Genomic DNA, 22,870 nt, shown 5'->3' with positions numbered 1-22,870 from the left:
TCCATCAGGACGATTTCTTCGTGGAACTGCTGCCGCCCGAGGCCGCGCCGCAGCCCGCCGCGCCATCGGCCAGGTCCGCGGTGGCGTCGCCGACCGCGCCGCCTGCGCCGATATCCTCCGAGTCCGCCAAGCCGTCTTCGCCCGCGTTGCCGAAGTCGTCCACGGCGCCTGCGTCCGAGCCTGCGAAGCCGGCCATGCCGCGACAGGCGCCGCCAGCCAGGACGCCAGCGGCCCAGGCGCCGGCGCTATCGCGTCCGCCGCCCGCCGCCGCTGGCGCCGCGCCGCCGCGTGATTTCCGCTGGCGCGGCGAGGACGCGGCGGCGCAAGGCCTGCCGCGCGCGCGGGGCGAAGCGAAGGTGGACCTGGCGCCCAGGACGCCGGCGGAACCGTCGGCGCTGGCCAAGGGCATCGCGCGGAGTGCGCGGCCGCGCTGCCGCGACGCGCATGCCGATCTGGGGCTGCTGGCGCTGCCGTTCCTGCTGGCCGACACGGTGCGTGACGACGGCTGCAAGTGGTGAGGGGCGTGCCGCGCGCCGGCGCTTGAACGACGCGGTCAGAAGCCGGCCGCGGCCAGCAATCGCGGCATGACGTCGGCGGCCGCGCCGCGCAGATTGAAGTCGGCGTGCGCGTCGAGCGGCGTGGGCGCCGGGTTGACCTGCACCACGGTCGCGCCGGCCCGCGCGGCGCGCAGCGGCAGCTCGGCCGCCGGATACACCAGCGCCGAGGTGCCGATGCTGAAGAACAGCTCGCAATCATCGGACGCCTGCTGCGCCGCGCGCCAGGCGCCGGACGGCAGGCTTTCGCCGAACCAGACCACGCCCGGCCGTATCGGCGCGCCGCATTCGACGCAGGCGGGTGGCGTGATCGCGCACTCTTCGGCGGGCGTGTCGCGGCCGTTGTCCAGGGCGCGCGGCGCGAAGCTGGCGGCGTGTCCGCACGCGCTGCAGCGCGGCGCGTGCAGGCTGCCATGCAGGTGGATCACGGCGTCGCTGCCGGCGCGTTCGTGCAGGTTGTCGACGTTCTGGGTGACCAGGGTCAGCGCGGGGATGCGCCGCGCCAGCGCCGCGATGGCGCGGTGCGCCGCGTTCGGCTCGGCGCGCGCGACCTGCGCGCGGCGCCATTCATACCAGCCCCAGACCAGGTCCGGCTGGGCCGCGAAGGCCTCTGGCGTGGCCAGGGCGCGGGCGTCGAAGCGCGCCCACAATCCGGTGAGCGGATCACGGAAGGTGGCGATGCCGCTTTCGGCGGACACGCCGGCGCCGGTGAAGACGGTCACGCGCCGGGCGCGCGCCAGCTGGTCGGCGAGCGCGGGCGCAATGGTGGGAATATCGGTGGGCATGCGGGGAAGGCGGTGAAGGGCGGGTTCGATACGCTGCACGCGCGGCCCCGGGACTGTCAAGCGCGGCACGACGCGCGGGCCGGGGCATTGCGGCGCGCATCCCAAATGATGGATACTGGATAGTCAAATTGGGATGTTCAATGGCATGGCCCGAGCGGGCCGCGCCCAATCCGGAGAAATGCAATGCCCGAAGCCATCGCCGGCCTGGACCGGCTGCGCCATTTCATTGCCACCGCGACCCGCCTGGCCACGCCCGACGGGCTGGCGCAGTCGCCCGAACTGCAGGCCGCGTTCGCCGCGCTGATCGCGCATGACGACTGGCTGCCCGAGGCCTGTACCGCGCCGCATCCCCAGTACTACCAGCAATACCTGCTGCATTGCGATCCGCTCGAGCGCTTCTCGATCGTCAGCTTCGTATGGGGCCCGGGCCAGCAGACGCCGGTGCACGATCACGAGGTCTGGGGCTACGTCGGCATGCTGCGCGGCGCCGAGGTGAACCAGCGCTACACCCGCGGCGCCGACGGCCGCCTGGCGCCGTGGGGCGAGCCGGAGACCCTGCATCCCGGCGACGTCGAGCGCCTGTCGCCGCAGGAAGGCGATATCCACCGCGTCTCGAATGCCTTCGAGGACAAGGTCTCGATCAGCGTGCACATGTACGGCGGCAACATCGGCGCCGTGTCGCGCCATGTCTACGACCCGGCCACGGGCCAGGCCAAGCCGTTCGTGTCGGGCTATTCGGCGCCCAGCGTGCCCAACCTGTGGGACCGTTCGGCGACGGTGCGCGCGGCCTTGCCGGCCCCGGGTCACTGAGGCCTGTTCGCCGGGTGCGGCCCGTGCTATGTTCGCGTCCTAAATATTGGGAAAACCAAAAAAATGGACAAGACACTGCTCAAGGGGTTGATGGTGTTGGAGGCGGTCACGGACGTGGACAATCCGCCCCGCACCATCGATGCGCTGGCCGCCCGCGTCGGGCTGACGCGCAGCAATACCCATCGCACCCTGCAAACGCTGATCCACGCCGGCTACGTTGTGCGCGACGAGGACGGCGGCGGCTATCGCGGCGCGGTGCGCCTGTTCGAGCTGGCCGCGCGCCAGCTCGGGCAGCTCGACCTGCGCAGGCTGGCCGCGCCGTTCATGCGCACGCTGGCCGACCAGACCGGCGAGACCGTGCACCTGTCGGTGCTGGACGGCTTTGACGTGGTCTACGTCGACAAGATCGACAGCCCGCAACCGATCCGCGCCTATTCGATGGTGGGCGGCCGCGCGCCGGCCTACGCGGTGGCCACCGGCAAGGCGCTGCTGGCCTATCAGGCCGAAGGCTACGTCGAGCGCTACGCCGACCGGCTGGCGCGGCATACGCCGGCCACGCTGGTGTCGATGCCGCTGCTCAAGGAAGAACTGCGCAAGGTGGCGCGCACCGGCTACGCGGTCAATCGCGGCGAATGGCGCGAGGGCGTGGGCGGTTTGGCGGTGGCGCTGTTCAACAGCCTGGACCAGCCGGTGGCGGCCATCGGCATCTCCGGCCCGCTCGATCGCCTGAGCGCGGCCCGCATGAAACAGCTGGCGCCGGACGTGGCCGCCTGTGCCCAGACCTTGTCGCAGGGCATGGGTTACCGCCGCGGGTTTCTCGGCCAATAACGGGGCCGGCCGAGCAGGGCTTGTGCTCTCATGAATCCTAAATCATGGGATTCGAGTTTCAATTAATGGTTTACCGAGGATTGCGCCCGGTGCTATGCTGGCCCGCGGCCTGGCGCCGCGTTTTCGCTTCGGGCAAAGACCGCGGCAGGCGACACGATGCCACGGCAGCGCGCGCGGCCTCGGATTCTTTTCTTCATTCCAAATACTGAATTGGCATAACGAGAGGTCGACCATGACATCTGGTTCGGCATTGGCCGGCATCACCGTGCTCGAGATCTGCAACGTCGCCGCGGGGCCGTTCTGCAGCATGCTGCTGGCCGACATGGGCGCGGACGTGATCAAGCTGGAGAACCCGGAGGGCGGCGACACGCTGCGCAGCTGGCCGCCGCTGAGCCAGGGCTACAGCGAGAACTTCGCCTCGCTCAACCGCAACAAGCGCTCGGTCACGCTGAACCTGAAGGATCCGGCCGACCTGGCGCTGGCGCGCGAACTGGCCGCCAGCGTCGATGTGCTGATCGAGAACAACCGGCCCGGGGTGATGGACCGCCTGGGGCTGGGTTACGCGGCCCTGCGCGAGGTCAATCCGCGCCTGGTGTACTGCTCGATCTCGGCCTATGGCCAATCCGGCCCGCGCGCCCAGGAAGGCGGCTTCGATCTGACCATCCAGGCCATGAGCGGCCTGATGAGCGTCACCGGCGAGGCCGGCGGCGAGCCGGTCAAGTGCGGCGTGCCGGTGGCGGACTTCTCGGCCGGGCTGTATGGCGCCTTCGCCATCGCCTCGGCGCTGCGCGCCGCGCAGGCCAGCGGCCAGGGCACGCACATCGACGTGCCGATGCTGGGCGCCACGCTCGGCATCGCGGCGCTGCAGACCTCGGAGTTCTTCGGCAGCGGGCGCGATCCGGTCAAGCTGGGTTCGGCCCACCCGCGCAACGCGCCGTACCAGGCGTTCCGCTGCAAGGACGGCTATTTCGGCATGGCGGCCGGCAACAACGCGTTGTGGAAGGGCGTGTGCGTGACAGTGGGCCGCGAGGACCTGCTGGCGGACCCGCGCTTTACCGACACTAGCGCGCGCGCCCGCAACCAGGACGCGCTGCGCGAGATCCTGGAAGCGATCTTCGCGGCCGACGACGCGCCCGCCTGGCTGGCGCGGTTCCGCGCGGCCGGCGTGCCGTGCGCGCCCATCAACACCTATTCCGAAGTGCTGGCGGACCCGCAGGTCGAGCACATGGGCTGGGTGCAGCCGCTGGAGCTGCCCAACGGCGTGGCCACGCGCACCTTCGGCCTGCCGGTGCGCTTCGACGGCCAGACCACCGCGCTGCGGCGTCCGCCGCCCGCGCTGGGCCAGCACAACGACGAGGTGCTGGGACCGCTGCGCGACAAGGGGCGGCGCGCATGAGCGCGACGCTGCAGATCGAGCGGCGCGGCGCCGCGCAGGTGCTGACGCTGGCGCGTCCGGACAAGATGAACGCGCTGTCGGCCGAGCTGGTCGAGGCGCTGATCGCGGCGGTGGACGCGGCGCCGGCCCAGGGCGCCGAGGTCATCGTGCTGCGCGGCGCGGGCCGCAACTTCAGCGCCGGCTTCGATTTCGGCGAGCTGGACGCGCAGAGCGAGGGCGACCTGCTGCTGCGCTTCGTGCGCATCGAGACCCTGCTGCAACGCGTGGCGGCCTCGCCCTGCCTGACGGTGGGGCTGGCGCATGGCCGCAATTTCGGCGCTGGTGTCGATCTGTTCGGCGCCTGCAAGTGGCGCGTCAGCGCGCCGGACGCGAGCTTTCGCATGCCGGGCCTGAAGTTCGGGCTGGTGCTGGGCACGCGCCGCTTCGCCGCGCTGGTCGGCGCCGAGCGCGCCCGCGCCATCCTGGAACAGGCCAGCACGTTCGGCGCGGCCGAGGCCTATCGCGACGGCTTCGTCAGCCACGTGACGGCGCCGGAAGCCTGGCCCGAGATCGAACGGCAGGCCGTGGAGGCCGCCGCCGCGTTGACCGGCGCGGCCCGCGCGCAGCTGTATGCGGCCCTGTCGGCCGAGCAGCCCGACACCGACCTGGCGCGGCTGGTGCGCTCGGCCGCCGAGCCCGGCCTGAGGGCGCGGGTGGCGGCCTACCTGCAGGCGCGCTGACGCCGCCGGCCCGGCCGGCGCGACGATAAGCACATCGAGGAGGCAGCATGGGTTCGGGATTCAATCAGACAGACAAGCAGCGCTCGCTGGCCGAGCTGGCGGCGCTGGTGCCGGACGGCGCGTCGATCGCCCTGGGCGGCAGTTTCCTGCGCCGGGGGCCGTTCGCCTTCGTGCGCGAACTGATCCGGCAGGGGCGGCGCGACCTGGAACTGGTCAAGCAGTCGCCCGGCTATGACGTCGACATCCTGTGCCGCGCCGGCGCGCTGCGGCGCGTGCGCGCCGGCATCGTGGCGATGGAAGGCAATTTCGGCCTGGCGCCGTGGTATCGCAAGGCCATCGAGCGCGGCGAGGTCGAGCTTGAAGAGCATGCCTGCGCCAGCCTGACGGCGGGGTTGCGGGCCGCCGCCTACGGCGTGCCGTTCCAGCCTTGCGGCGGGCTGCATGGCAGCGCCCTGCCGGTGCTGAACGGCTGGCACTGCCTGGACGACCCCTACGGCAGCGGCGAGCGCACCTGGGTGATTCCGGCGGTGCGGCCGGACTTCGCCGTGATCCAGGCCTCGGAAGTGGACGCGCGCGGCAATGTGCGGGTGCATAGCACGGCGCATTGGGACCGCATCATGTCGCGCGCCGCCGGCAGCGTGCTGGTGGTGGCCGAGAAGCGGGTGGACAGCGCCGTGTTCGAGGCGCAGCCCGAGGCCACGCTGGTGCCGTACTTCATGGTGCAGGCTTTCACGGTGCTGCCGCGCTCGGCCTGGCCCGGCTCCTGCTGGCCGGACTACGCCATCGACTATCCGGCGGTGGAGGCCTACATGGACAAGCAGGGCGACCTGGCGGCCCACCTGGCCGCGGCGCCCGAAGCGAAAGCGGGAGCGGCGCATGGCTGAGCAATGGTCGGGGTTTTCATACATCGTCACCAACCTGGCGCGTTTCATCCGGCCCGACGAGATCACCTTCAGCGGCGTGAACTCGACCCTGCCGATGCTGGCCTGCCTGCTGGCCAAGCGCGCCTATGACTGGGACTACGTCTACATCAACGTGGCCGGCGGGGTCGATCCGCGGCCCTCGCACATTCCGCTGTCCAGCTCCGATCCGGTGCTGGCCGAGCATTCGGCGTCGATCTTCGCCAACGAGGATTTCTACGACCTGTGCACGCGCGGCCGCATGGACCTGGCGTTCCTGGGGGCGGCGCAGATCGACGGCGCGGGCCGCGCCAACAACTCCTGCATCGGCGACTGGCATGCGCCCAAGGTGCGGCTGCCGGGCGGCGGCGGCGGGGCGGTGATGACGCCGACGGCGCGGCGCTGCTGCACCTGGCGCACCGAGCATTCGCGCCGCGTGTTCGTCGAGCAGCTGGATTTCGTCACGTCTGGCGGCGGCTTCGCGGGGGTGGCGACGCCGATCGCGGTGTTCATCAAGCGCGATGGCCGCCTGGCGTTGCAGTCGTGGCATCCCGAGTCCAGCCTGGCGCAAGTGCGCGAGCGCACCGGGTTCGACTTCGATGCCGACGGGGCGGGGCCGACGCCCTGGCCGACCGAGGCCGAGCGGCGCGCCTTGCGCGCGCTGGATGAAGATGGGCAGTTCGAGCGCGACGCGGCGGTGACGCTGCGCTAGCGCCCGGGCGCGTCAGCGGCCGGCGCCGCCACGCAGGCGTTCCAGTTCGGCGGACAGTTCGGCGACCAGCGCCTGGGCGCGCGCCAGGGGATCGTGGCCGGCGGCGGATTCGAGCGGCGCCGCCGGGGCCGCGGGCGGCGCGGGTTCGCGCAGGCGCGGTTGCACGCTTTCGTGGCCGACGCTGACGTCCACGTCGAACACCAGCTGTTCGGCGCGGTGCCAGGTGCTGAACCACTCCAGCGGCCGGCCGTGCTGGTCCATGCCCTGGCCTTCCAGCATCAGCAGGGGCGTGCCGGCGGCGGTCTGCAGCAGCCCGGCGAGCGCCGCGTCGGCGGCGACCGCGCGGATCTGGTTGCGGCCGGCGCCCGGATGCAGGCCGAAGCGCCGGGTCAGCACGCCGTGCAGCGAGGCGTCGGCCAGGTCGTCGGCGCGCAGGCCGGGCACCGCCGCGGCGGGCAGCCAGGTGCGCACATAGGCCAGCGGCGCGTCGGCCACGTGGCGCAGCCGTTCCAGCAGCAACAGGTCGGCGCTGCCGAAGAACTCGGCGACCGCGGCGGGCGGTTCGGCCGGCGCCAGGCCCAGCACGCGGGTCTTGAGCGCCACGCCGGATTGGGCGAATTGTTCGTACAGCCCGGTGGAGCGCTGCACCAGCCGGCGATGCTCGCGCGGCGCGGCGACCACCGCCGGACGGCCGGCCTCGCGCTGGATCAGCCCTTCCGTCGCCAGCGCCGACAGCGCCTGCCGCACCACGCTGCGCGCCACGCCGAAGCGTTCGCACAGGGCGGCCTCGCTGGGCAGCAGCGCGCCGGCGCCGAGTTTGCGGGTCCGGATATAACCGCGCAGCAGCGCCGCCACCTGGGCGTGCAGCGGCACGTCGCCGGAACGATCCAGCGCGGGCAAATCTTCAGCGTTGGCGGGCGCCATGCAATCAACCTCCTGTTTGGGCCCGCGCAGTTTCCCATACATGCGTCCAGCCCGGGGCCAGATGCGCGGCGCGCTCGGCGGCCAGGATCAGACTGTCTTCGCGGGCGATGCCCTGGCCCGCGATGTCGAACGCGGTGCCGTGATCGACGGACACGCGCACCACCGGCAGGCCGACGGTGATGTTAACGCCGTCATCGCCATAGACGGCCTTGAAGGGCGCGTGGCCCTGGTCGTGGTAACAGGCGATCACGAACTGCCACTTGCCGCGCACGGCCTGCGGGAACAGCGCGTCGGCCGGGATCGGGCCGGCGGCCAGGATGCCGGCGGCGTTGGCCTCGGCCACGGCGGGCGCCAGGATGTCGGCGTCTTCGGTGCCGAAGATGCCGTTCTCGCCGGCGTGCGGGTTCAGGCCCGACACCGCCACCGGACGGTCGCCGCGGCCCAGGGCCTTGGCGAACGAGCCGGCCAGGCGCAGCACCGCTCGCATGCGCGCCGGCGTCAGGTCTTCGATGGCCTGGCGCAGCGACACGTGGGTGGTGGCGTGGAAGATGTAGAGATCGCCGGCGGACAGCACCAGCGAGAAGGTCTTGACGCCGAATTCATGCGCCAGCAGTTCGGTGTGGCCGGGCCACTTGTGGCCGGCGGCGTGCATGGCGGCCTTGTTCAGCGGGGCGGTGACGATGCCGTCGACCTCGCCGGCGCGCGCCAGGGCGCAGGCGGTGGTGACGAAGCGCACCGAGCCGTCCCCGGCGGCGGCGCTGATCTCGCCCAGCTTGACGTCGGCCAGCGACGGGCCGGCCTGCAGCACCTCGATGGTGCCGGGGGTGTTGGTGGCGTCGGCGGGGCGCTCGACGCGGCGCGCGATGGCGGGATCGCCGCCCAGGCCGCGCACGGCGTTGACCATCACGTCGACGTCGCCGATCACGACCAGGCGCGCCTTCTGGCGCAGTTCGTCATGGCCCATCAGCATCTTGGCCGTGATTTCCGGCCCGATGCCGGCCACGTCGCCGAGGGTGACCGCCAGCAGGGGCAGCTTGGGGGCGGGGGTTTGTGTCATCGCTTGAATCTCCTGTCGCGGATCGCGCGCACGGCGCGAACCAGTACGTCTTCGGTGCCAAAGCCGCCGGCCTTGGTCACCACGGGCAGGCCGTCGGCCGTGCCCCCGGTCAGCGTGCCCAGGGGCACGCCGCCCATTACTTCATCCACCAGGGCGATGCCGCCGGCGCCCAGCGCCAGCAGCACCTGGCGGGCGCCGTCGCCGCCGGTGGCCACCACGCCCGCGGCGCGGGTGGCGCCGATGGCCTGCGCGGCCAGCGAGCCCAGGCGTTGCGCCACGGTGTCGGCATCGAGTCCCGCGAGCTGGCCTTCGGGGGGCCAGCAGCAACAGGGGGGGGCGGCATCGGCCGCGCCGTCCCGCGCATGGCCCCGCAGCAGCGGTTCGCTCCAGGCGCGCCAGGCGGCGTCATCGGCCAGGTCCGTCAGCGCCGGCGCCCAGGTGCGGGCGCCGGCGGCCTGCAGCGCGGCGGCCTGCGCGCGCGCGGCGCTGTGTTGCGAGGTCACGACCACGACCACGGGAGCGGTCTGCTCGGCGCCGGCCCAGACGCGGGCCAGCGGCACCGCCAGGCCGCCCGCGCCCACCGGCAGGGCGCGCCGGCCCAGCAGGCCGATGGCGCGCGCCAGCCGTTCCAGGTCGGCGTCGTCGCGGGCGTCCACCACCACGGTGGCGCCGGCCTGCGCGATGCGCGCGGCCAGCGACTCGGGCGTTTCGCCGGGAAGGGCCGCGACGTGGGCGCAGCCCAGCAGGGTCGGGATGTGGCTTTCGGTCACGGGCGTGACCGGGTCGGTGGCGGCCGAGGTGGCCGTGACCGGCAGGCCGCTCACCATCAGCACGCCGTCTTCCACGGTGCGGCCGGTGGCGGGAAAGGCCGGGCACACCACCGCGATGGCGTCGTCGCCCCAGGCCTCGCGCGCCGCGTCGATCTCGGCCTTGAAGGCGCCGCGCAGCGTCGAGTCCACTTTCTTGTACAGCCGCGCGACGCCGGCGGCGCGCAGCCGCTGGACGTTGCGCCGGATCACCGCGCCGGCTTCACTGGCCGGCAGGGCGCGGCTGTGGGTGGTGACCGCCAGCACGTCGACGTCGTCGGCGGCCGGCGCGGCCAGCGCCTCGTGCGCGCCGTCGATCGACAGGCGGGTGGTCCAGCCGGCCCGCACGAACTGCACGGCGGTGTCGCCGGAGCCGGTCAGGTCGTCGGCGACGATGGCGATGGCGGGCGTCACAGGGCCTCCCCGCGGGCCTCGCGATAGCCGCCGGCGGGCGTTTCGTCGCTGGCGTCCACCGGCTTGAGTTCGCCGGCGCGCTTGAGGAAATACGAGGCCAGCACCGGCGCCAGGATCGAGCTGATCAGCACACATGCGGCCACTTGCGCGGTGGCCGTGGCCACGTATTGCTGGAAGTTGGGATCGGCGGCCGCGACCACGGCGGGCGTGGCGATGGCGTTGCCGGCGGTGGTGCCGGCCGCGAAGCCCAGGCCGCTCTTGCCGCCACGGCGCAGGATCAGGCGATAGCCCAGGTAGACCAGGCCGCCGGTGATGGGGCTGATGATCAGGCCCAGGATCAGGCCGCTGACGCCGCCGCTGACGACCGCGCCCAGGTTGATGCCGGTGCCCAGGGCGAAGGCGAAGAACGGGATGACGATGTTGGGCACGGGCTTGAGCACGTCGCGCCACTTGGGATCGAGGTTGCCGACCACCACGCCCAGCAGGAACGGCACCAGCGCGGCGACCAGGGCGATCATGGGAATGTCGGCCAGGCCCGAGGCGCCCAGGAACAGCAGGCTGAAGAAGGGGCCGTCGTTGATGGCGCTGGCGACGTAGGCGCCGCGGTCGCGCGCATCGCCGTACTGGCCGGTGTACGCCAGCCACAGGCCGCCATTGCTGTTGTCGAAGGCCGCCAGCATCGCCAGGATGGAGATGCCCAGCACGCCGTCCAGGCCGACATAGGCGCCGAGGATGATGATGAGGGTGGCGGGCACCAGCGTCTTCATCAGCAGGATGGTGCCGGCGGTGGCCAGGATCGGGCCGCCGGTGCGGGTGTTGACCTGGGTGCCGGTGGCGAAGATCAGCAGGGCGATCAGCGGCAGGGCGCTGTTCTTGAACAGGGCGGTGGTGAAGCCGCCGATGGCCAGCGCGTCGGGCGCGAAGGTGCCGATCAGCGAACCCAGGATCAGCGGTACCAGCATCAGGCCGCCGGGGATTTTCTGCATCGTGCCAAAGAAAGGCGAACGGGTGGTTTCGGTCGTCACTATCGGAGTCTCCAGGGGGATTTTCTCGCGGCGCAGACGTTCATGTGTGCGTCTGTCAGGGGGTTGAAAGCCGCCAGTGTACACCTGTACGTACAGCATGTACGTACAGGGTCTTCCCGTGTGGCGCGAGCGCGACGCCTGCCGGCCCGCTCAATCCAGCCCGACGAAACCGCCGGTCTGGTGGCTCCACAACCGCGCGTACAGCCCGCCCTGGGCGATCAGGCTGGCGTGGCTGCCGGATTCGACGATGCGGCCGCCGTCCAGCACCACCAGCCGGTCCATGCGGGCGATGGTGGACAGGCGGTGCGCGATGGCGATGACGGTCTTGCCCTGCATCAGCGCCTCCAGGCTCTCCTGGATCGCGGCCTCGACCTCGGAGTCGAGCGCCGACGTGGCCTCGTCCAGGATCAGGATGGGCGCGTCCTTGAGCAGCACGCGGGCGATGGCGATGCGCTGGCGCTGGCCGCCCGACAGCTTGACGCCGCGCTCGCCGACGTGGGCGTCCAGGCCGCGGCGGCCGTCGCCGTCGACCAGGGCGTCGATGAATTCGGCGGCGCGGGCGCGCTCGATGGCGTCGCGCACCTGCGCCTCGGTGGCGTCGGGCCGGCCGTACAGCAGGTTGTCGCGGATCGAGCGGTGCAGCAGCGAGGTGTCCTGGGTGACCACGCCGATCTGCGAGCGCAGGCTTTCCTGGGTGACCCCGGCGATATCCTGGCCGTCGATCAGGATGCGGCCGCCTTCCACGTCATACAGGCGCAGCAGCACGTTGACCAGGGTCGACTTGCCGGCGCCGGACGGGCCGATCAGGCCGATCTTCTCGCCCGCATGCACCGTCAGGTCCAGGTGCGGGATGATCTGGCGGCCGCTGCCGTAGTGGAACGACATGTCCTCGAAGCGCACCTCGCCTTGCGTGATGCGCAGGGGCACGGCGTCGGGGCGGTCCAGCACCTGGCGCGGCTGCGCGATGGTGGCCAGGCCGTCCTGCACCATGCCGACGTTTTCGGATATGCCGTTGACTTCCCACATGATCCAGGCGGACATGTTGTTGATGCGGATCACCAGGCCCAGGGCCAGCGTGATGGCGCCCAGGCTGATGCCGCCGATGCTCCACAGCCACAGCGCCAGGCCGGCGGTGCTGGTGATCAGCACGCCGTTGAGCGTGTTGATGGACACGTCCATGGCGGTGATGACGCGGGTCGACAGGCGCTGTTTTTCGGTCTGCTCGGTCATGGCCTGGCGCGCGTAGTCCTCCTCGCGGCGGGCGTGGGCGAACAGCTTGAGCGTGGAGATGTTGGTGTAGCCGTCGACGATGCGGCCCATCAGCTTGGAGCGCGCTTCCGAGGCGATGACGGCGCGCGCCTGCATGCGCGGCACGAAGTACGCCAGCATGCAGCAGTAGATGGCGATCCACAGCACCAGCGGGATCACCAGGCGCCAGTCGGCCTCGGCGAACAGATAGAGCGCGCTGGCGGCGTACAGGATCACGTGCCACAGCGCGTCCACCGATTGCACCGCGGAATCGCGCAGCGAATAGCCGGTCTGCAGCACGCGGTTGGCGACGCGGCCGGCGAAGTCGTTGTGGAAGAACGCCAGGCCCTGGTTCAGCACGTAGCGGTGGTTCTGCCAGCGCACCAGCGTGGTCAGGCTGGGCGAGATGGTCTGGTGCGACAGCAGGTCGTGCGCCGCGATCGACAGCGGCCGCAGCACCATCACCACGAACGCCATCCACGCCAGTGTGTAGGCGTGCTCGCGGAAGAAGTCCGCCGGCGGCGTGTGTTGCGCCATGTCGACCAGGTCGGCCAGGAAGCTGAACAGCGCCACTTCCACCAATGCGCCGCCCAGGCCCACCAGCAGCAGGATGGCGAAGATCGGCCAGACCTGCCGCAGGTAATAGGCGTAGAAGCGCAGCACGCGCCCTGGCGGGGTGATGTCGGGGGCGTCCCGGAACGGGTCGATCAGGTTTTCGAAGTAACGAAAGACGGGATTCGAGGCGGGGTTCGGTTTGGCGCCGGGCATGGGAGGTCCATAGGAGGAGGCCGCCCAAGCGTATCAGGGTAACCCCTTAAAAATAAAGGGGTCGCGCGCCGTCAACCGTATTGCGCGCGCCGCGTTCCGCCTTCGCGGCGGCTGGCCTTTTCCGCCACGATGTTGTCCTGCGCCATGCGCCGGCCGCGCTGCTCGATGCGGGTCAGCAGGTCGCGCAGCAGGGCGACCTCGGCGGCGTCCAGGTCCTGCACCAGCAGGTCGTTCAGCCGCATCACCTCCGGCAGCAGGGCGCGGTAGCGGTCCAGGCCGTCGGCGGTGGCCTCGATGCGCACCACGCGCCGGTCGGCGCTGTCGGGCAGGCGCCGCAGCCAGCCCTTTTCGCACAGCGCGCCCAGGGTGCGGGAGGTGCGCGCCAGGTCGAGCTTGGCGGCGGCGGCCAGTTCGGCTGAGGTCATGATGCCGCCCTCGACCGCACAGGCCAGCAGGCGCCATTCGCGCCGGGTGATGCCGAAGCGGCCTTCGCACAGGCGCACGAAGACGGGGTTGGACTGCGCCCAGGCCTGGTACAGCTGGTACATCAGCATTCCGGCCAGGGGATGTTCGACGGGGTGGTCCATATCGTTATGGCAAGTACTGGATTAGATCAAGCAATCGTCGCGGCGCTACAGTCGTCTCGCCTATCCAGGCCAGGCCCGGCATGCATAAACATAACCGACAGCGGGCCATTGTCACCAGGAGACTAGCGTGCGTAATTGGATTTCCTGCGTCGCGTTCGCGGCGTTCGCGGCGGCTTCGGCCGCGCCGGCCTGTGCCCAGCAGGCGCCGCTGGACGGCGCCCTGACCATCGTGGTGGGCTACCCGCCGGGCGGCAGTTCCGACCGCATCGCGCGGTTGGTGGCCGACCGCCTGAAGGACCGGCTGGGCGTGACCGTGGTGGTCGAAAACAAGACAGGGGCCGGCGGCCGCATCGCGGCCCAGGGCCTGCATGCGCTGGCGACGCGGCAGAACGTGCTGATGCTGGCCAATCCGGCGGTGATGGTGGTGGCGCCGCTGGTCTACGCCGAACCCGGCTACGACGCCCGCCGCGACTTCCAGCCGGTGTCGCTGGTCAGCCGCTACAAGTTCGCGCTGGCGGTGGCGGCCAATTCGCCCATCCGCGACGTGGCGGGGTTGCGCCAGTGGCTGCGCGACAACCCGCGCCAGTTCTCCGTGGGCGTGCCGGCCACCGGCAGCCTGCCGCACTTCTTCGCGCTGATGCTGGGCCGCCAGATCGGCCAGGAGCCCGAGGTGGTGGGCTACCGGGGCTCGGCGCCGCTGATCTCCGAACTGATCGGCGGCGTGCTGCCGCAGGCGGTCGACACGCTCGACACGCTGCTGCCGCAGCACCGCGCCGGCAAGATCCGCATCCTGGCGACGTCGGGCGAGAGCCGCGATCCGCTGCTGGCGGACGTGCCGACCTTCCGCGAGGCCGGCGTGGACCTGGCGGCCGACGGCTGGAACGCGTTCTTCGCCTCGTCGGCGATGGCGCCGGCCAAGGCCGCCCGGCTGGGCGAGGACATCGCCGCGGTGATGCGCGATCCGGCCATGCAGCAGGCGGTGCGCGAGTCGTATCTGGAGCCGGTGACGGCGGATGCCGCCGCCACCGGGCGCGAGCTGGACGCCTACCGGGCCCAATGGGAACCGGCGGTGAAGGCTTCCGGCTTCACGGCCACGCAATAAGGCGGGCAACGATGAGCACGGTGCAGAATGTGTTGTTCATCATGGCCGACCAGCTGCGGGCGGATCACCTGAGCTGCTATGGCCATCCCTATTTGCAGACGCCCAGCCTGGACGCGCTGGCGGCGCGCGGCGCGCGCTTCGACCGCGCCTTCGTCAATTCCGGCGTGTGCGGCCCGTCGCGCATGAGCTATTACACGGGGCGCTATCCCTCGCGCCACGGCGCCACCTGGAACCGGGTGCCGCTGTCGGTCAACGAGATCACGCTGGGCGAGTACCTGGCGGGGCAGGGGCGCGACCTGGCGCTGGCGGGCAAGACCCACGTCATTCCCGACCGCGCCGGCATGGAGCGCCTGTCGATCGACGGCGGCTCCGAGCTGGGCGCGCTGCTGTCGCGCGGCGGCTTCATCGAGGTCGACCGCTACGACGGCCACCACGAGCCGGGCAAGGAGAGCGGCTATCCCGCCTTCCTGCGCAGCCAGGGCTACGACAGCGCCGACCCGTGGACCGATTACGTCATCGCCGGCGTCGACGCGCATGGGCGCGTGGCCAGCGGCTGGAACATGCGCAACGTGCGCCTGCCGTCGCGCGTGGCCGAACCGCATTCGGAAACCGCCTACATGACCGACCAGGCGCTGCGCTTCATGCAACAGCGCGGCAGCCAGCCCTGGGTGCTGCACCTGAGCTACGTCAAGCCGCACTGGCCCTACATGGCGCCGGCGCCCTATCACCAGCGCTACACGGCCGACCAGTGCCTGCCGGTGCGCCGCAACCGCGAGGAGCTGGCCGGCGCGCATCCGGTGGTGGCGGCCTACCGCCAGCACGAGGAAAGCGTCAGCTTCTCGACCGACGAGTGCGTGCGGGTGGTGCGGCCGGCCTACCAGGGGTTGATCCGCCAGCTCGATGACCATCTGGGGCGGCTGTTCGACTACATGGAAGGCGCGGGCCTGATGCGCAACACGCTGATCGTGTTCACGGCGGACCATGGTGACTTCCTGGGCGACCACTGGCTGGGCGAGAAGGAACTGTTCTACGACACCGTGCAGCGCGTGCCGTTCATCGTCATGGACCCGTCGGCGGCGGCCGACGCCACCCGGGGCCAGGCGCTGGCGGACATGGTGGAAAGCGTGGACCTGGTGCCGACGGTGCTGCGCGCGCTGGACGCGCCGCGGCCCTGGCACCGGCTGGAGGGGCGCGAGCTGCAGACCGTGCTGCATGGCCGCGGGGCGGACGAGCCCTGGCGCGACTGCGTGTTCTCGGAGCTGGACTACAGCTTCCGCCAGGCGCGCATCCTGCGCGGCAAGACGCCGCAGAACGCGCGCGCCTGGTCGGTGCGCACCGACCGCTGGCGCTACGTGTACTGGCTGGACGAACCCGAGCAGCTGTTCGATCTGCAGGCCGACCCCGACGAGTTCCAGGACCTGGGCGCCAGCGCCGGCCATGCGCCGGTGCGCGCCCAGCTGCGCGAGCGGTTGTTCGACTGGATGCTGCGCGGCAAGCGCCGCACCACCATGAGCGACGCGGCGGTGGAGCAGGGCACCAACGCGCACAAGCGCGCCGGGGTGTTCTTCGGCCAGTGGTGAAAGACCCTGGGCGGCGGCGCGGGCGGATCGCCCGGCGCCGCGCCCGCGTCGGCATCAGGCGCCGGCCGTGTCCTTCTGCGGCGCCGCGGCGGCCGGCTTGAGCTCGCGCCGCAGGATCTTGCCGACGTTGGTGCGCGGCAGCTCGTCGCGGAACTCGATGTAGCGCGGCACCTTGTAGCCGGTCAGCTGGGTGCGGCAGTGCGCGATCAGCGTCTCGGCGTCCAGGTTGGGATCCTTGCGGATCACGTACAGCTTGACCGCCTCGCCCGAGCGTTCGTCGGGCACGCCGATGGCGGCCACTTCGCGCACGCCCGGATGCAGCGCGGCGGCGTCCTCGACCTCGTTCGGATAGACGTTGAAGCCCGACACCAGGATCATGTCCTTCTTGCGGTCGACCAGGAAGACGTAGCCGGTCTCGTCGACGTAGCCGATGTCGCCGGTGCGCAGGAAGCCGTCGGACGTCATGACCAGCGCGGTCTCGTCGGGCCGGTTCCAGTAGCCGCGCGTCACCTGCGGGCCGCGCACGCAGATCTCGCCGCGCTCGCCCAGGGCCACCTCGCGTCCGTCGTCATCGCGGATCGACAGGTCGGTGGAGGGCACCGGCAGGCCGATCGAGCCGGTGAAGGCCTTCACGTCGAGCGGATTGATGGTCACGGCCGGCGAGGTCTCCGTCAGGCCGTAGGCCTGCGCCAGCGCCCGGCCGGTGACGGCCAGCCAGCGCTCGGCCACGGCGCGCTGCACCGCCATGCCGCCGCCCATCGTCAGGCGCAGGCGCGAGAAATCCAGCTTGGCGAAGTCGGGGTGGTTGAGCAGGGCGTTGAACAGCGTGTTGACGCCGGTGAAGGCGCTGAACGGTACCTTGCCCATCTCCTTGATCAGCCCGGGGATGTCGCGCGGGTTGATGATGAGCAGGTTGCTGGCGCCGATCTTCATGAAGGCCAGGCAGTTCGCCGTGAGCGCGAAGATATGGTAGAGCGGCAGCGCGGTGACGATGCACTCCTCGCCGTCCTTGACCAGCGGCTTGATCCAGGCATGGGCCTGGGTCACGTTGGCGGCCAAGTTGCCGTGCGTCAGCATGGCGCCCTTGGCCACGCCGGTGGTGCCACCGGTGTATTGCAGGCAGGCCAGGTCGTCCTGGGTCAGCGCAACTTCGTCGAATGGCGCGTCGCGCCCGGCGCGCAGGGCGTCGCGCAGCCGTATCGCGCCGGGGATGGACCAGGCCGGCACCATGCGCTTGACGCGCTTGACCACGAAATCGACCAGCCGGCCCTTAAGCGGACTGAGCAGTTCGCCGATGGAGGTCACCAGCACCTTCTCGATGGCGGTGGCCGGCAGGGCCTTCTGCACGGTGGCGGCGAAGTTGTCGGCCACCACGATGGCGCGCGCGCCCGAGTCGGCCAACTGGTGCTCGAGTTCGTGGGCGGTGTAGAGCGGGTTGCAGTTGACCACGACGCAGCCGGCGCGCAGCGCGCCGAACAGGCACACCGGATACTGCAGCAGATTGGGCATCATCAGCGCCACGCGGTCGCCCTTGCGCAGGCCGTTGGCGCGCAGCCAGGCGGCGAAGTCGCGCGTCAGGGCGTCGAGTTCGCCGTAGCTCAGGGACTTGCCCATGCTGATGTACGCGGTCTTGTCCGCGAAACGCCGGCAGCTGTCGCGCGCGATCGAGACCAGCGTGGTGGCGTCGTCCAGCTCGATCTCCGCGGGCACGCCCGGGGGGTAGCTCTTTTGCCAGATTCGTTCCATCTTTACGGGGTTCCCAGTAGGGCTTTTTTCAGGGAGGACTGCGCCGGGTTGTCGCCCAGCCAGACCCGCAGCAGGGCGCGGGCGAAGGCGGGATCGTCGATGCGGCCGCGCTGTTTGCCGTTGTCGGTGATGGTGACGCCGCGGGCGTCGAAGTCCAGGTCGATCACGTCGCCCTCGCGCGCCGAGCCGATCTCGGCCATCAGCGATGACAGGCGGTCGGCATGCGCCTGCAGCGCGGCAAGCTCCTGCTTGTGGGTATTGTCCCGCAATCCGTCCTGCAGCGCCGCGTCCAGGCTCTTGCTGTCGACATCGCGCAAGAGTTGCAGCCGCATGCGGCGCGGTTCATTGCTGTTGATCAAGGCCGCGGCGTCCTGGCTCCTGGCGCTGGCGTACAGCGCCACCACGTAGACCTTGACCACGAACTTGGTGCGCAGGCCGGCGCCGTTGAGCACCAGCGCATGGCCGCCTTCCGACAGCTGCTCGGGAACGCGCACGCCGGCGACCTCGACGTCGGCGCGCGCGGGGGCCGCGGCCAGGCAGGCGGCCAGGATCAGGCTCAGGGCGGTGGCGCGCCCTCCGGGGATGATGTCACGCATGGGTCTCCTCCAGTCGTTTTCTGCTTGTAGTACTTCTTGTCGGCGATGTAGATCGTGCGTTCCACGACGGCGTAGACGACGCCGTCCTTGTCCTTCAATTCCACGGTGTAGGTCCGGGTGGTCTCGTGGTCGCGGGCCAGCACGGCCCGGATGTCCGCGATTTCTCCCGGCGGCAGCCGGAAGTCCACATACAGCGTGGTGTAGGCGGGCTTGCGGTAGCGGATGGACGCCGCCTTGTCCCACACGATGTGGTCCGCGCCCAGCGCGGCCATCAGCATGGTGGGGTGGGCGCCGTCGGTCACCGCGAACAGCGAGCCGCCGTACATGGAGCCTACGATGTTGCGCGTGCGCCGCAGCAGCGGCAGCTTGATGCGGATGTGCTGGAAATCCGGCGACACGTGCAGCACCCGGCCGCCGGTGGCGCGGAACGCCGGATGCAGGTTGAATCCCACCCGCATCAGGCGCGCGCGCCAGGTCGGCGACAGGCGTTTGAACCAATAAGGCTTCATGGTTCTTCTATCCGGCCTCGGTCACATGGCCTCGAACAGGCCGGCCGCGCCCATGCCGGTGCCGATGCACATCGTCACCAGCCCATACTTGCCGCCGGTGCGGCGCAGGCCATGGGTCAGGGTGGCGGTGCGGATGGCGCCGGTGGCGCCCAGCGGGTGGCCCAGCGCGATGGCGCCGCCCAGCGGGTTGACCTTGGCCGGGTCGAGCTTGAGCTCGCGCATCACCGCCAGCGATTGCGCGGCGAAGGCTTCGTTCAGCTCGATCCAGTCCAGGTCGTCCTGGGCGATGCCGGCGCGCGCCAGCACCTTCGGGATGGCGGCCATGGGGCCGATGCCCATGATTTCCGGCGGCACGCCGGCCACGGCGAAGCTGACGAAGCGCGCCAGCGGGCTGAGGTTGAACTCGCGCAGCACGCGCTCGGACACCAGCACCACGGCGGCGGCGCCGTCGGACATCTGCGAACTGTTGCCGGCGGTGACGCTGCCGCGGGCGGCGAACACCGGCTTCAGGCGCGCCAGGCCCTCGGCGCTGGAATCGGGGCGCGGACCCTCGTCGACCTCGACCAGGCGGCGGGTCTCGCGCACGTCGCCCTTGGCGCCGCCGGGTAGGCGCGTCACGACTTCGAACGGCGTGATCTCGGCGCGGAAATGGCCGGCCGCGATGGCGGCGTTGGCCTTCTGCTGCGAGGCCAGCGCGAAAGCGTCCTGGTCCTCGCGCGACACCTTCCACTGCTCGGCGACCTTCTCGCCGGTCAGGCCCATGCCGAAGGCCATGCCGATGTTCTCGGGGTGCGAGAAGATGGCCGGGTTGAGCGACACCTTGTTGCCCATGATCTGCGGCATCGCGCTCATCGACTCGGTGCCCGAGCCGATCATGATGTCGGCCTCGCCGGTGCGGATGCGGGCGGCGGCGTCGGCCACCGCCTGCAGCCCCGAGGCGCAGAAGCGGTTGACGGTGACGCCGGCCACGCTCTGCGGCAGGCCGGCCAGCAACAGGCCGATGCGCGCCACGTTCATGCCCTGTTCGGCTTCCGGCATGGCGCAGCCGGTGATGACATCGTCGATGCGCGCCGGATCCAGCCACGGCGTCTGCTTGAGCGCGCCCTGCAGCGCCGCCGCCAGCATGTCGTCGGGCCGGGTCGTGGCATACACCCCATTACGCTTGCCCACCGGCAACCGCGTCGCCGCAACGATGTAAGCCTCTTGAATCTGCTTGCTCATATCAATTCCTCGTATCCATAACGATCACCCTCTATGCACACCACGGTCCCCCACAAGCGGGGCCGCGCGGATCCGGCTTCGCCGGTCCGCCACCGGCGTCCCCCTGGGGGGGAAGCGCCGCAGGCGCTTCGGGGGGGGGACTATCAGTTCCGCAATGGCTTGCCGGTGTCCAGGGTGTGGCGGATGCGGGCCTGGGTCTCGGGCGTGCGCAGCAGCGCCACGAATTCCTTGCGCTCGACCGCCAGCAGCCATTCCTCGTCGACCTTGGCGCCGGTCTCGATCTCGCCGCCGCACAGCGCCGCCGCGGCGCTGCGGGCCACGCGGTAGTCGTGGGCGCTGATCATGCCGCCCTCGCGCATGTTGACCAGCACCATCTCGAAGTTGGCGATGCCGTTGCGGCCGGCCACCGGCACGCCCTGCAGCCGCGGCGGCGGCACGTAGCCGGCGGTGGCGGCGGCGCGCGCCTGGCCGATGGCCACGAACAGCAGCTCGCCGGGATGGAACAGCACGATGTCCTGTTCGCGCGCGAAGCCCAGTTCGACGGCTTCGATGGCGCTCTTGGCGACCCGCGCCATGGCGATGGTCTGGAACACCGGCTGCAGGAACGGGAACACCTCGCCCGGCGTGGCGGTGGTGGCCGCCAGCGCCGCGGCGCGGCCGGCGAATTCCTTGCTGCCGCCGCCGGCCGGGATCAGGCCGACGCCGGCCTCGACCAGGCCGATGTAGCTTTCGAGCGCCAGCACGCGATGCGAGGCGTGCATCAGGAACTCGCAGCCGCCGCCCAGCGCCATGCCCTGCACGGCCGCCACGGTGGGGATCTGCGCGTACTTGAAGGACTGCGAGGTGCGCTGGAATTTCTCGACGGTGGCTTCCAGCATGTCCCATTGGCCCGCGGCGCAGGCTTCCGAGACCTGTTGCAGGTTGGCGCCCACGGCGAACGGCGCGTCATGCCAGATCACCAGGCCGTCGAACTCGCGCTCGGCGCGGGCCACGGCCTGCAGGATGCCTTCCAGCACCTCGGCGCCCAGCGTGTGGTTCTTGGAGGTGACCGACAGGATGGCGATGCCGGCGTCGACCTCGGGCAGGTTCCACAGGCGCACGCCTTCGTTTTCCCAGACCGTGACGCCGCGGTCGTCGGCGCCTTCGCCGAATACGCGCTCGGGGAACAGCTGGCGCTGGTAGACCGGCAGCGCCGAGCGCGGGTGCAGCTTGCCGCTGCGGGCGGAATACGAGCCGGCGGGCGTGTGCACGCCCTGGCGGTCCGGTTCCAGCGCCCAGGCGGGCAGCGGCGCGTCGCTCATGGCGCGGCCGGCGGCGATGTCCTCGGCCACGGCGCGGGCGATGGCCTGCCAGCCGGCGGCCTGCCAGGTCTCGAACGGACCCTGGGCCCAGCCGAAGCCCCAGCGCATGGCCAGGTCGAGGTCACGGGCGTTGTCGGCCACCTGGCCGAGCTGCGCCGCGCTGTAGTGGAAGATGTCGCGGAACAGGCTCCACAGGAACTGGGCCTGCGGATGCTCGCTGGCGCGCAGCGCGGCGAAGCGCTTGGCCGGATCGCGTTCCTTGAGCAGCGCGGCGACCTCGTCGGCCAGCTTGCCGGCGCTGGGGCGGTAGTCCTGCGCCTGCAGGTCCAGCACCTGGATTTCGCGGCCGGCCTTGCGGTAGACGCCGGCGCCGCTCTTCTGGCCCAGCGCGCCCTTGGAGATCAGGGCCGACAGCCAGGCGGGCAGCGTGAAATAGCGGTGCCAGGGATCGTCCGGCAGGTTCTTGTCCATGGTGCCGACCACGTGGGCCAGCGTGTCCAGGCCGACCACGTCGGCGGTGCGGTAGGTGGCGCTCTTGGGACGGCCGATCTTCGGGCCGGTGAGGGCGTCGACCTCGTCGAAGCCCAGTCCCAGGCGCTGGGTGTGGTGCATGGCCGCCAGGATCGAGAACACGCCGATGCGGTTGGCGACGAAATTGGGGGTGTCGAGCGCGCGGATCACGCCCTTGCCCAGCGTGGAGGTCAGCCAGGTCTCGAGCTGGTCCAGCACCGGCGCCTGGGTGTGCGAGGTGGCGATGATTTCCACCAGGCGCATGTAGCGCGGCGGATTGAAGAAGTGGATGCCGCAGAAGCGGTCGCGCAGGGCCGCCGGCAGGGCGTTGGCCAGCGCGTCGATCGACAGGCCGGAGGTATTGGAGGCGATGATGGCGCCGGGCGCGACGTGCGGCGCGATGCGCTCGTACAGCGCGGTCTTCCAGTCCATGCGCTCGGCGATGGCTTCGATGATCAGGTCGCAGCCGCGCAGCTGTTCGATATGGTCGTCGTAGTTGGCCGGGGTGATCAGGGCCAGGCGGGCGGGGCTGGCCAGCGGCGCCGGCTCGAGCTTCTTCAGGCCGGCCAGCGCTTTCTTGACGATGCCGTTGCGGTCGCCTTCGGGCGCCGCGAGATCGAACAGCGTGACGGGCACGCCGGCATTGGCCAGGTGGGCGGCGATCTGCGCGCCCATGACGCCGGCACCCAGCACGGCGACGTGTTTGACGACGAACTTGCTCAAGGAAGTCTCCTGAAAATGCGGGCGGAAGACGGGACCGGCCCGTCATCCGC

At 70.9% G+C, this 22,870-nt stretch carries 22 protein-coding genes; 9 read left to right on the top strand and 13 right to left on the bottom strand.

Going from position 1 to position 22,870, the window contains the following annotated elements:
* Positions 1 to 4: 4 nt before the first annotated feature.
* The gene (locus AOZ49_RS02450; RefSeq protein WP_054474219.1) at positions 5 to 196 is read right to left on the bottom strand and encodes a hypothetical protein; all 192 of its coding nucleotides are present in this window, start codon (positions 194 to 196) and stop codon (positions 5 to 7) included.
* Between AOZ49_RS02450 and AOZ49_RS02445 the strand changes: the two genes are divergently transcribed.
* On the top strand, positions 195 to 518 hold the full coding sequence (locus tag AOZ49_RS02445; protein ID WP_054474218.1) for a hypothetical protein: 324 nt from the start codon (positions 195 to 197) through the stop codon (positions 516 to 518). The two genes, AOZ49_RS02450 and AOZ49_RS02445, sit on opposite strands and share 2 nt — an antisense overlap.
* 35 nt (positions 519 to 553) lie before the next feature.
* Here the strand turns inward: AOZ49_RS02445 and AOZ49_RS02440 are convergent, their stop codons facing one another.
* Positions 554 to 1,339 carry an SIR2 family NAD-dependent protein deacylase gene (locus AOZ49_RS02440; protein ID WP_054474217.1) on the bottom strand — a complete coding sequence of 262 codons (786 nt, stop codon included), beginning with the start codon at positions 1,337 to 1,339 and terminating at the stop codon, positions 554 to 556.
* 183 nt (positions 1,340 to 1,522) lie between these two features.
* Between AOZ49_RS02440 and AOZ49_RS02435 the strand changes: the two genes are divergently transcribed.
* The 6 genes from AOZ49_RS02435 (at position 1,523) to AOZ49_RS02410 (ending at position 6,703) form a co-directional block, all read left to right on the top strand.
* Positions 1,523 to 2,149: a cysteine dioxygenase family protein gene (locus tag AOZ49_RS02435; RefSeq protein WP_054474216.1), complete on the top strand. Its 627-nt coding sequence runs from the start codon at positions 1,523 to 1,525 to the stop codon at positions 2,147 to 2,149.
* A 63-nt stretch (positions 2,150 to 2,212) separates the two neighbouring features.
* Positions 2,213 to 2,977, top strand: coding sequence for an IclR family transcriptional regulator (locus AOZ49_RS02430; protein WP_054431485.1), 765 nt, complete (start codon positions 2,213 to 2,215; stop codon positions 2,975 to 2,977).
* A gap of 232 nt (positions 2,978 to 3,209) precedes the next feature.
* A complete protein-coding gene (locus tag AOZ49_RS02425; RefSeq protein WP_054474215.1) occupies positions 3,210 to 4,373 on the top strand; it encodes a CaiB/BaiF CoA transferase family protein in 1,164 nt (387 codons plus the stop codon).
* Positions 4,370 to 5,092 (top strand): enoyl-CoA hydratase/isomerase family protein, encoded by a 723-nt coding sequence (locus tag AOZ49_RS02420; protein ID WP_054431483.1) that lies wholly within the window; start codon positions 4,370 to 4,372, stop codon positions 5,090 to 5,092. The genes AOZ49_RS02425 and AOZ49_RS02420 overlap by 4 nt, the downstream gene beginning before the upstream one ends.
* Positions 5,093 to 5,139: 47 nt before the next feature.
* A complete protein-coding gene (locus AOZ49_RS02415; protein WP_054474214.1) occupies positions 5,140 to 5,976 on the top strand; it encodes a CoA transferase subunit A in 837 nt (278 codons plus the stop codon).
* Positions 5,969 to 6,703 carry a CoA-transferase subunit beta gene (locus AOZ49_RS02410; protein WP_054431481.1) on the top strand — a complete coding sequence of 245 codons (735 nt, stop codon included), beginning with the start codon at positions 5,969 to 5,971 and terminating at the stop codon, positions 6,701 to 6,703. The genes AOZ49_RS02415 and AOZ49_RS02410 overlap by 8 nt, the downstream gene beginning before the upstream one ends.
* 12 nt (positions 6,704 to 6,715) lie before the next feature.
* Here the strand turns inward: AOZ49_RS02410 and AOZ49_RS02405 are convergent, their stop codons facing one another.
* The 6 genes from AOZ49_RS02405 to AOZ49_RS02380 form a co-directional block, all read right to left on the bottom strand.
* Positions 6,716 to 7,627 carry a GntR family transcriptional regulator gene (locus AOZ49_RS02405; protein WP_054474213.1) on the bottom strand — a complete coding sequence of 304 codons (912 nt, stop codon included), beginning with the start codon at positions 7,625 to 7,627 and terminating at the stop codon, positions 6,716 to 6,718.
* A gap of 4 nt (positions 7,628 to 7,631) precedes the next feature.
* Positions 7,632 to 8,684, bottom strand: a complete 1,053-nt coding sequence (gene pdxA, locus AOZ49_RS02400; protein WP_054474212.1) for a 4-hydroxythreonine-4-phosphate dehydrogenase PdxA — start codon at positions 8,682 to 8,684, stop codon at positions 7,632 to 7,634.
* Positions 8,681 to 9,904: a D-threonate kinase gene (gene dtnK, locus AOZ49_RS02395; protein ID WP_054474211.1), complete on the bottom strand. Its 1,224-nt coding sequence runs from the start codon at positions 9,902 to 9,904 to the stop codon at positions 8,681 to 8,683. The genes pdxA and dtnK overlap by 4 nt, the downstream gene beginning before the upstream one ends.
* Positions 9,901 to 10,929, bottom strand: coding sequence for a 2-keto-3-deoxygluconate permease (locus AOZ49_RS02390; RefSeq protein ID WP_082380280.1), 1,029 nt, complete (start codon positions 10,927 to 10,929; stop codon positions 9,901 to 9,903). Before AOZ49_RS02390 ends, dtnK begins: the two co-directional genes overlap by 4 nt.
* A 150-nt stretch (positions 10,930 to 11,079) precedes the next feature.
* Positions 11,080 to 12,945, bottom strand: a complete 1,866-nt coding sequence (locus AOZ49_RS02385) for an ABC transporter ATP-binding protein (RefSeq protein WP_054474210.1) — start codon at positions 12,943 to 12,945, stop codon at positions 11,080 to 11,082.
* Between the two features lie 71 nt (positions 12,946 to 13,016).
* The gene (locus AOZ49_RS02380) at positions 13,017 to 13,532 is read right to left on the bottom strand and encodes a MarR family winged helix-turn-helix transcriptional regulator (RefSeq protein WP_054431477.1); all 516 of its coding nucleotides are present in this window, start codon (positions 13,530 to 13,532) and stop codon (positions 13,017 to 13,019) included.
* A 139-nt stretch (positions 13,533 to 13,671) separates the two neighbouring features.
* Here AOZ49_RS02380 and AOZ49_RS02375 point away from each other — a divergent pair, with 139 nt between their 5' ends.
* Positions 13,672 to 14,634, top strand: a complete 963-nt coding sequence (locus AOZ49_RS02375) for a Bug family tripartite tricarboxylate transporter substrate binding protein (protein ID WP_369815767.1) — start codon at positions 13,672 to 13,674, stop codon at positions 14,632 to 14,634.
* 11 nt (positions 14,635 to 14,645) lie between these two features.
* Positions 14,646 to 16,214 carry a sulfatase-like hydrolase/transferase gene (locus tag AOZ49_RS02370; protein WP_054474209.1) on the top strand — a complete coding sequence of 523 codons (1,569 nt, stop codon included), beginning with the start codon at positions 14,646 to 14,648 and terminating at the stop codon, positions 16,212 to 16,214.
* A gap of 54 nt (positions 16,215 to 16,268) precedes the next feature.
* Here the strand turns inward: AOZ49_RS02370 and AOZ49_RS02365 are convergent, their stop codons facing one another.
* The 5 genes from AOZ49_RS02365 to AOZ49_RS02345 all read right to left on the bottom strand — a co-directional run bounded on the left by AOZ49_RS02365 (position 16,269) and on the right by AOZ49_RS02345 (position 22,820).
* Positions 16,269 to 17,960, bottom strand: coding sequence for an AMP-binding protein (locus AOZ49_RS02365; RefSeq protein WP_054474208.1), 1,692 nt, complete (start codon positions 17,958 to 17,960; stop codon positions 16,269 to 16,271).
* A 2-nt stretch (positions 17,961 to 17,962) separates the two neighbouring features.
* Positions 17,963 to 18,556, bottom strand: a complete 594-nt coding sequence (locus AOZ49_RS02360) for a chalcone isomerase family protein (RefSeq protein WP_054474207.1) — start codon at positions 18,554 to 18,556, stop codon at positions 17,963 to 17,965.
* Positions 18,517 to 19,065, bottom strand: coding sequence for a DUF4442 domain-containing protein (locus AOZ49_RS02355; protein ID WP_054431472.1), 549 nt, complete (start codon positions 19,063 to 19,065; stop codon positions 18,517 to 18,519). Before AOZ49_RS02355 ends, AOZ49_RS02360 begins: the two co-directional genes overlap by 40 nt.
* A gap of 21 nt (positions 19,066 to 19,086) precedes the next feature.
* Positions 19,087 to 20,286 carry an acetyl-CoA C-acyltransferase gene (locus AOZ49_RS02350; protein WP_054431471.1) on the bottom strand — a complete coding sequence of 400 codons (1,200 nt, stop codon included), beginning with the start codon at positions 20,284 to 20,286 and terminating at the stop codon, positions 19,087 to 19,089.
* Positions 20,287 to 20,429: 143 nt separating this feature from the next.
* Positions 20,430 to 22,820 carry a 3-hydroxyacyl-CoA dehydrogenase/enoyl-CoA hydratase family protein gene (locus AOZ49_RS02345; RefSeq protein WP_054474206.1) on the bottom strand — a complete coding sequence of 797 codons (2,391 nt, stop codon included), beginning with the start codon at positions 22,818 to 22,820 and terminating at the stop codon, positions 20,430 to 20,432.
* Between the last annotated feature and the right edge of the window lie 50 nt (positions 22,821 to 22,870).

The sequence above is a fragment of the Achromobacter sp. 2789STDY5608615 genome (assembly GCF_001298995.1).
In the GTDB taxonomy this organism is placed as follows: Bacteria; Pseudomonadota; Gammaproteobacteria; order Burkholderiales; family Burkholderiaceae_B; genus Achromobacter; species Achromobacter insuavis.
Note: the sequence above shows the minus strand (reverse complement) of the source record. Positions and strands in the feature narration are given on the sequence as shown.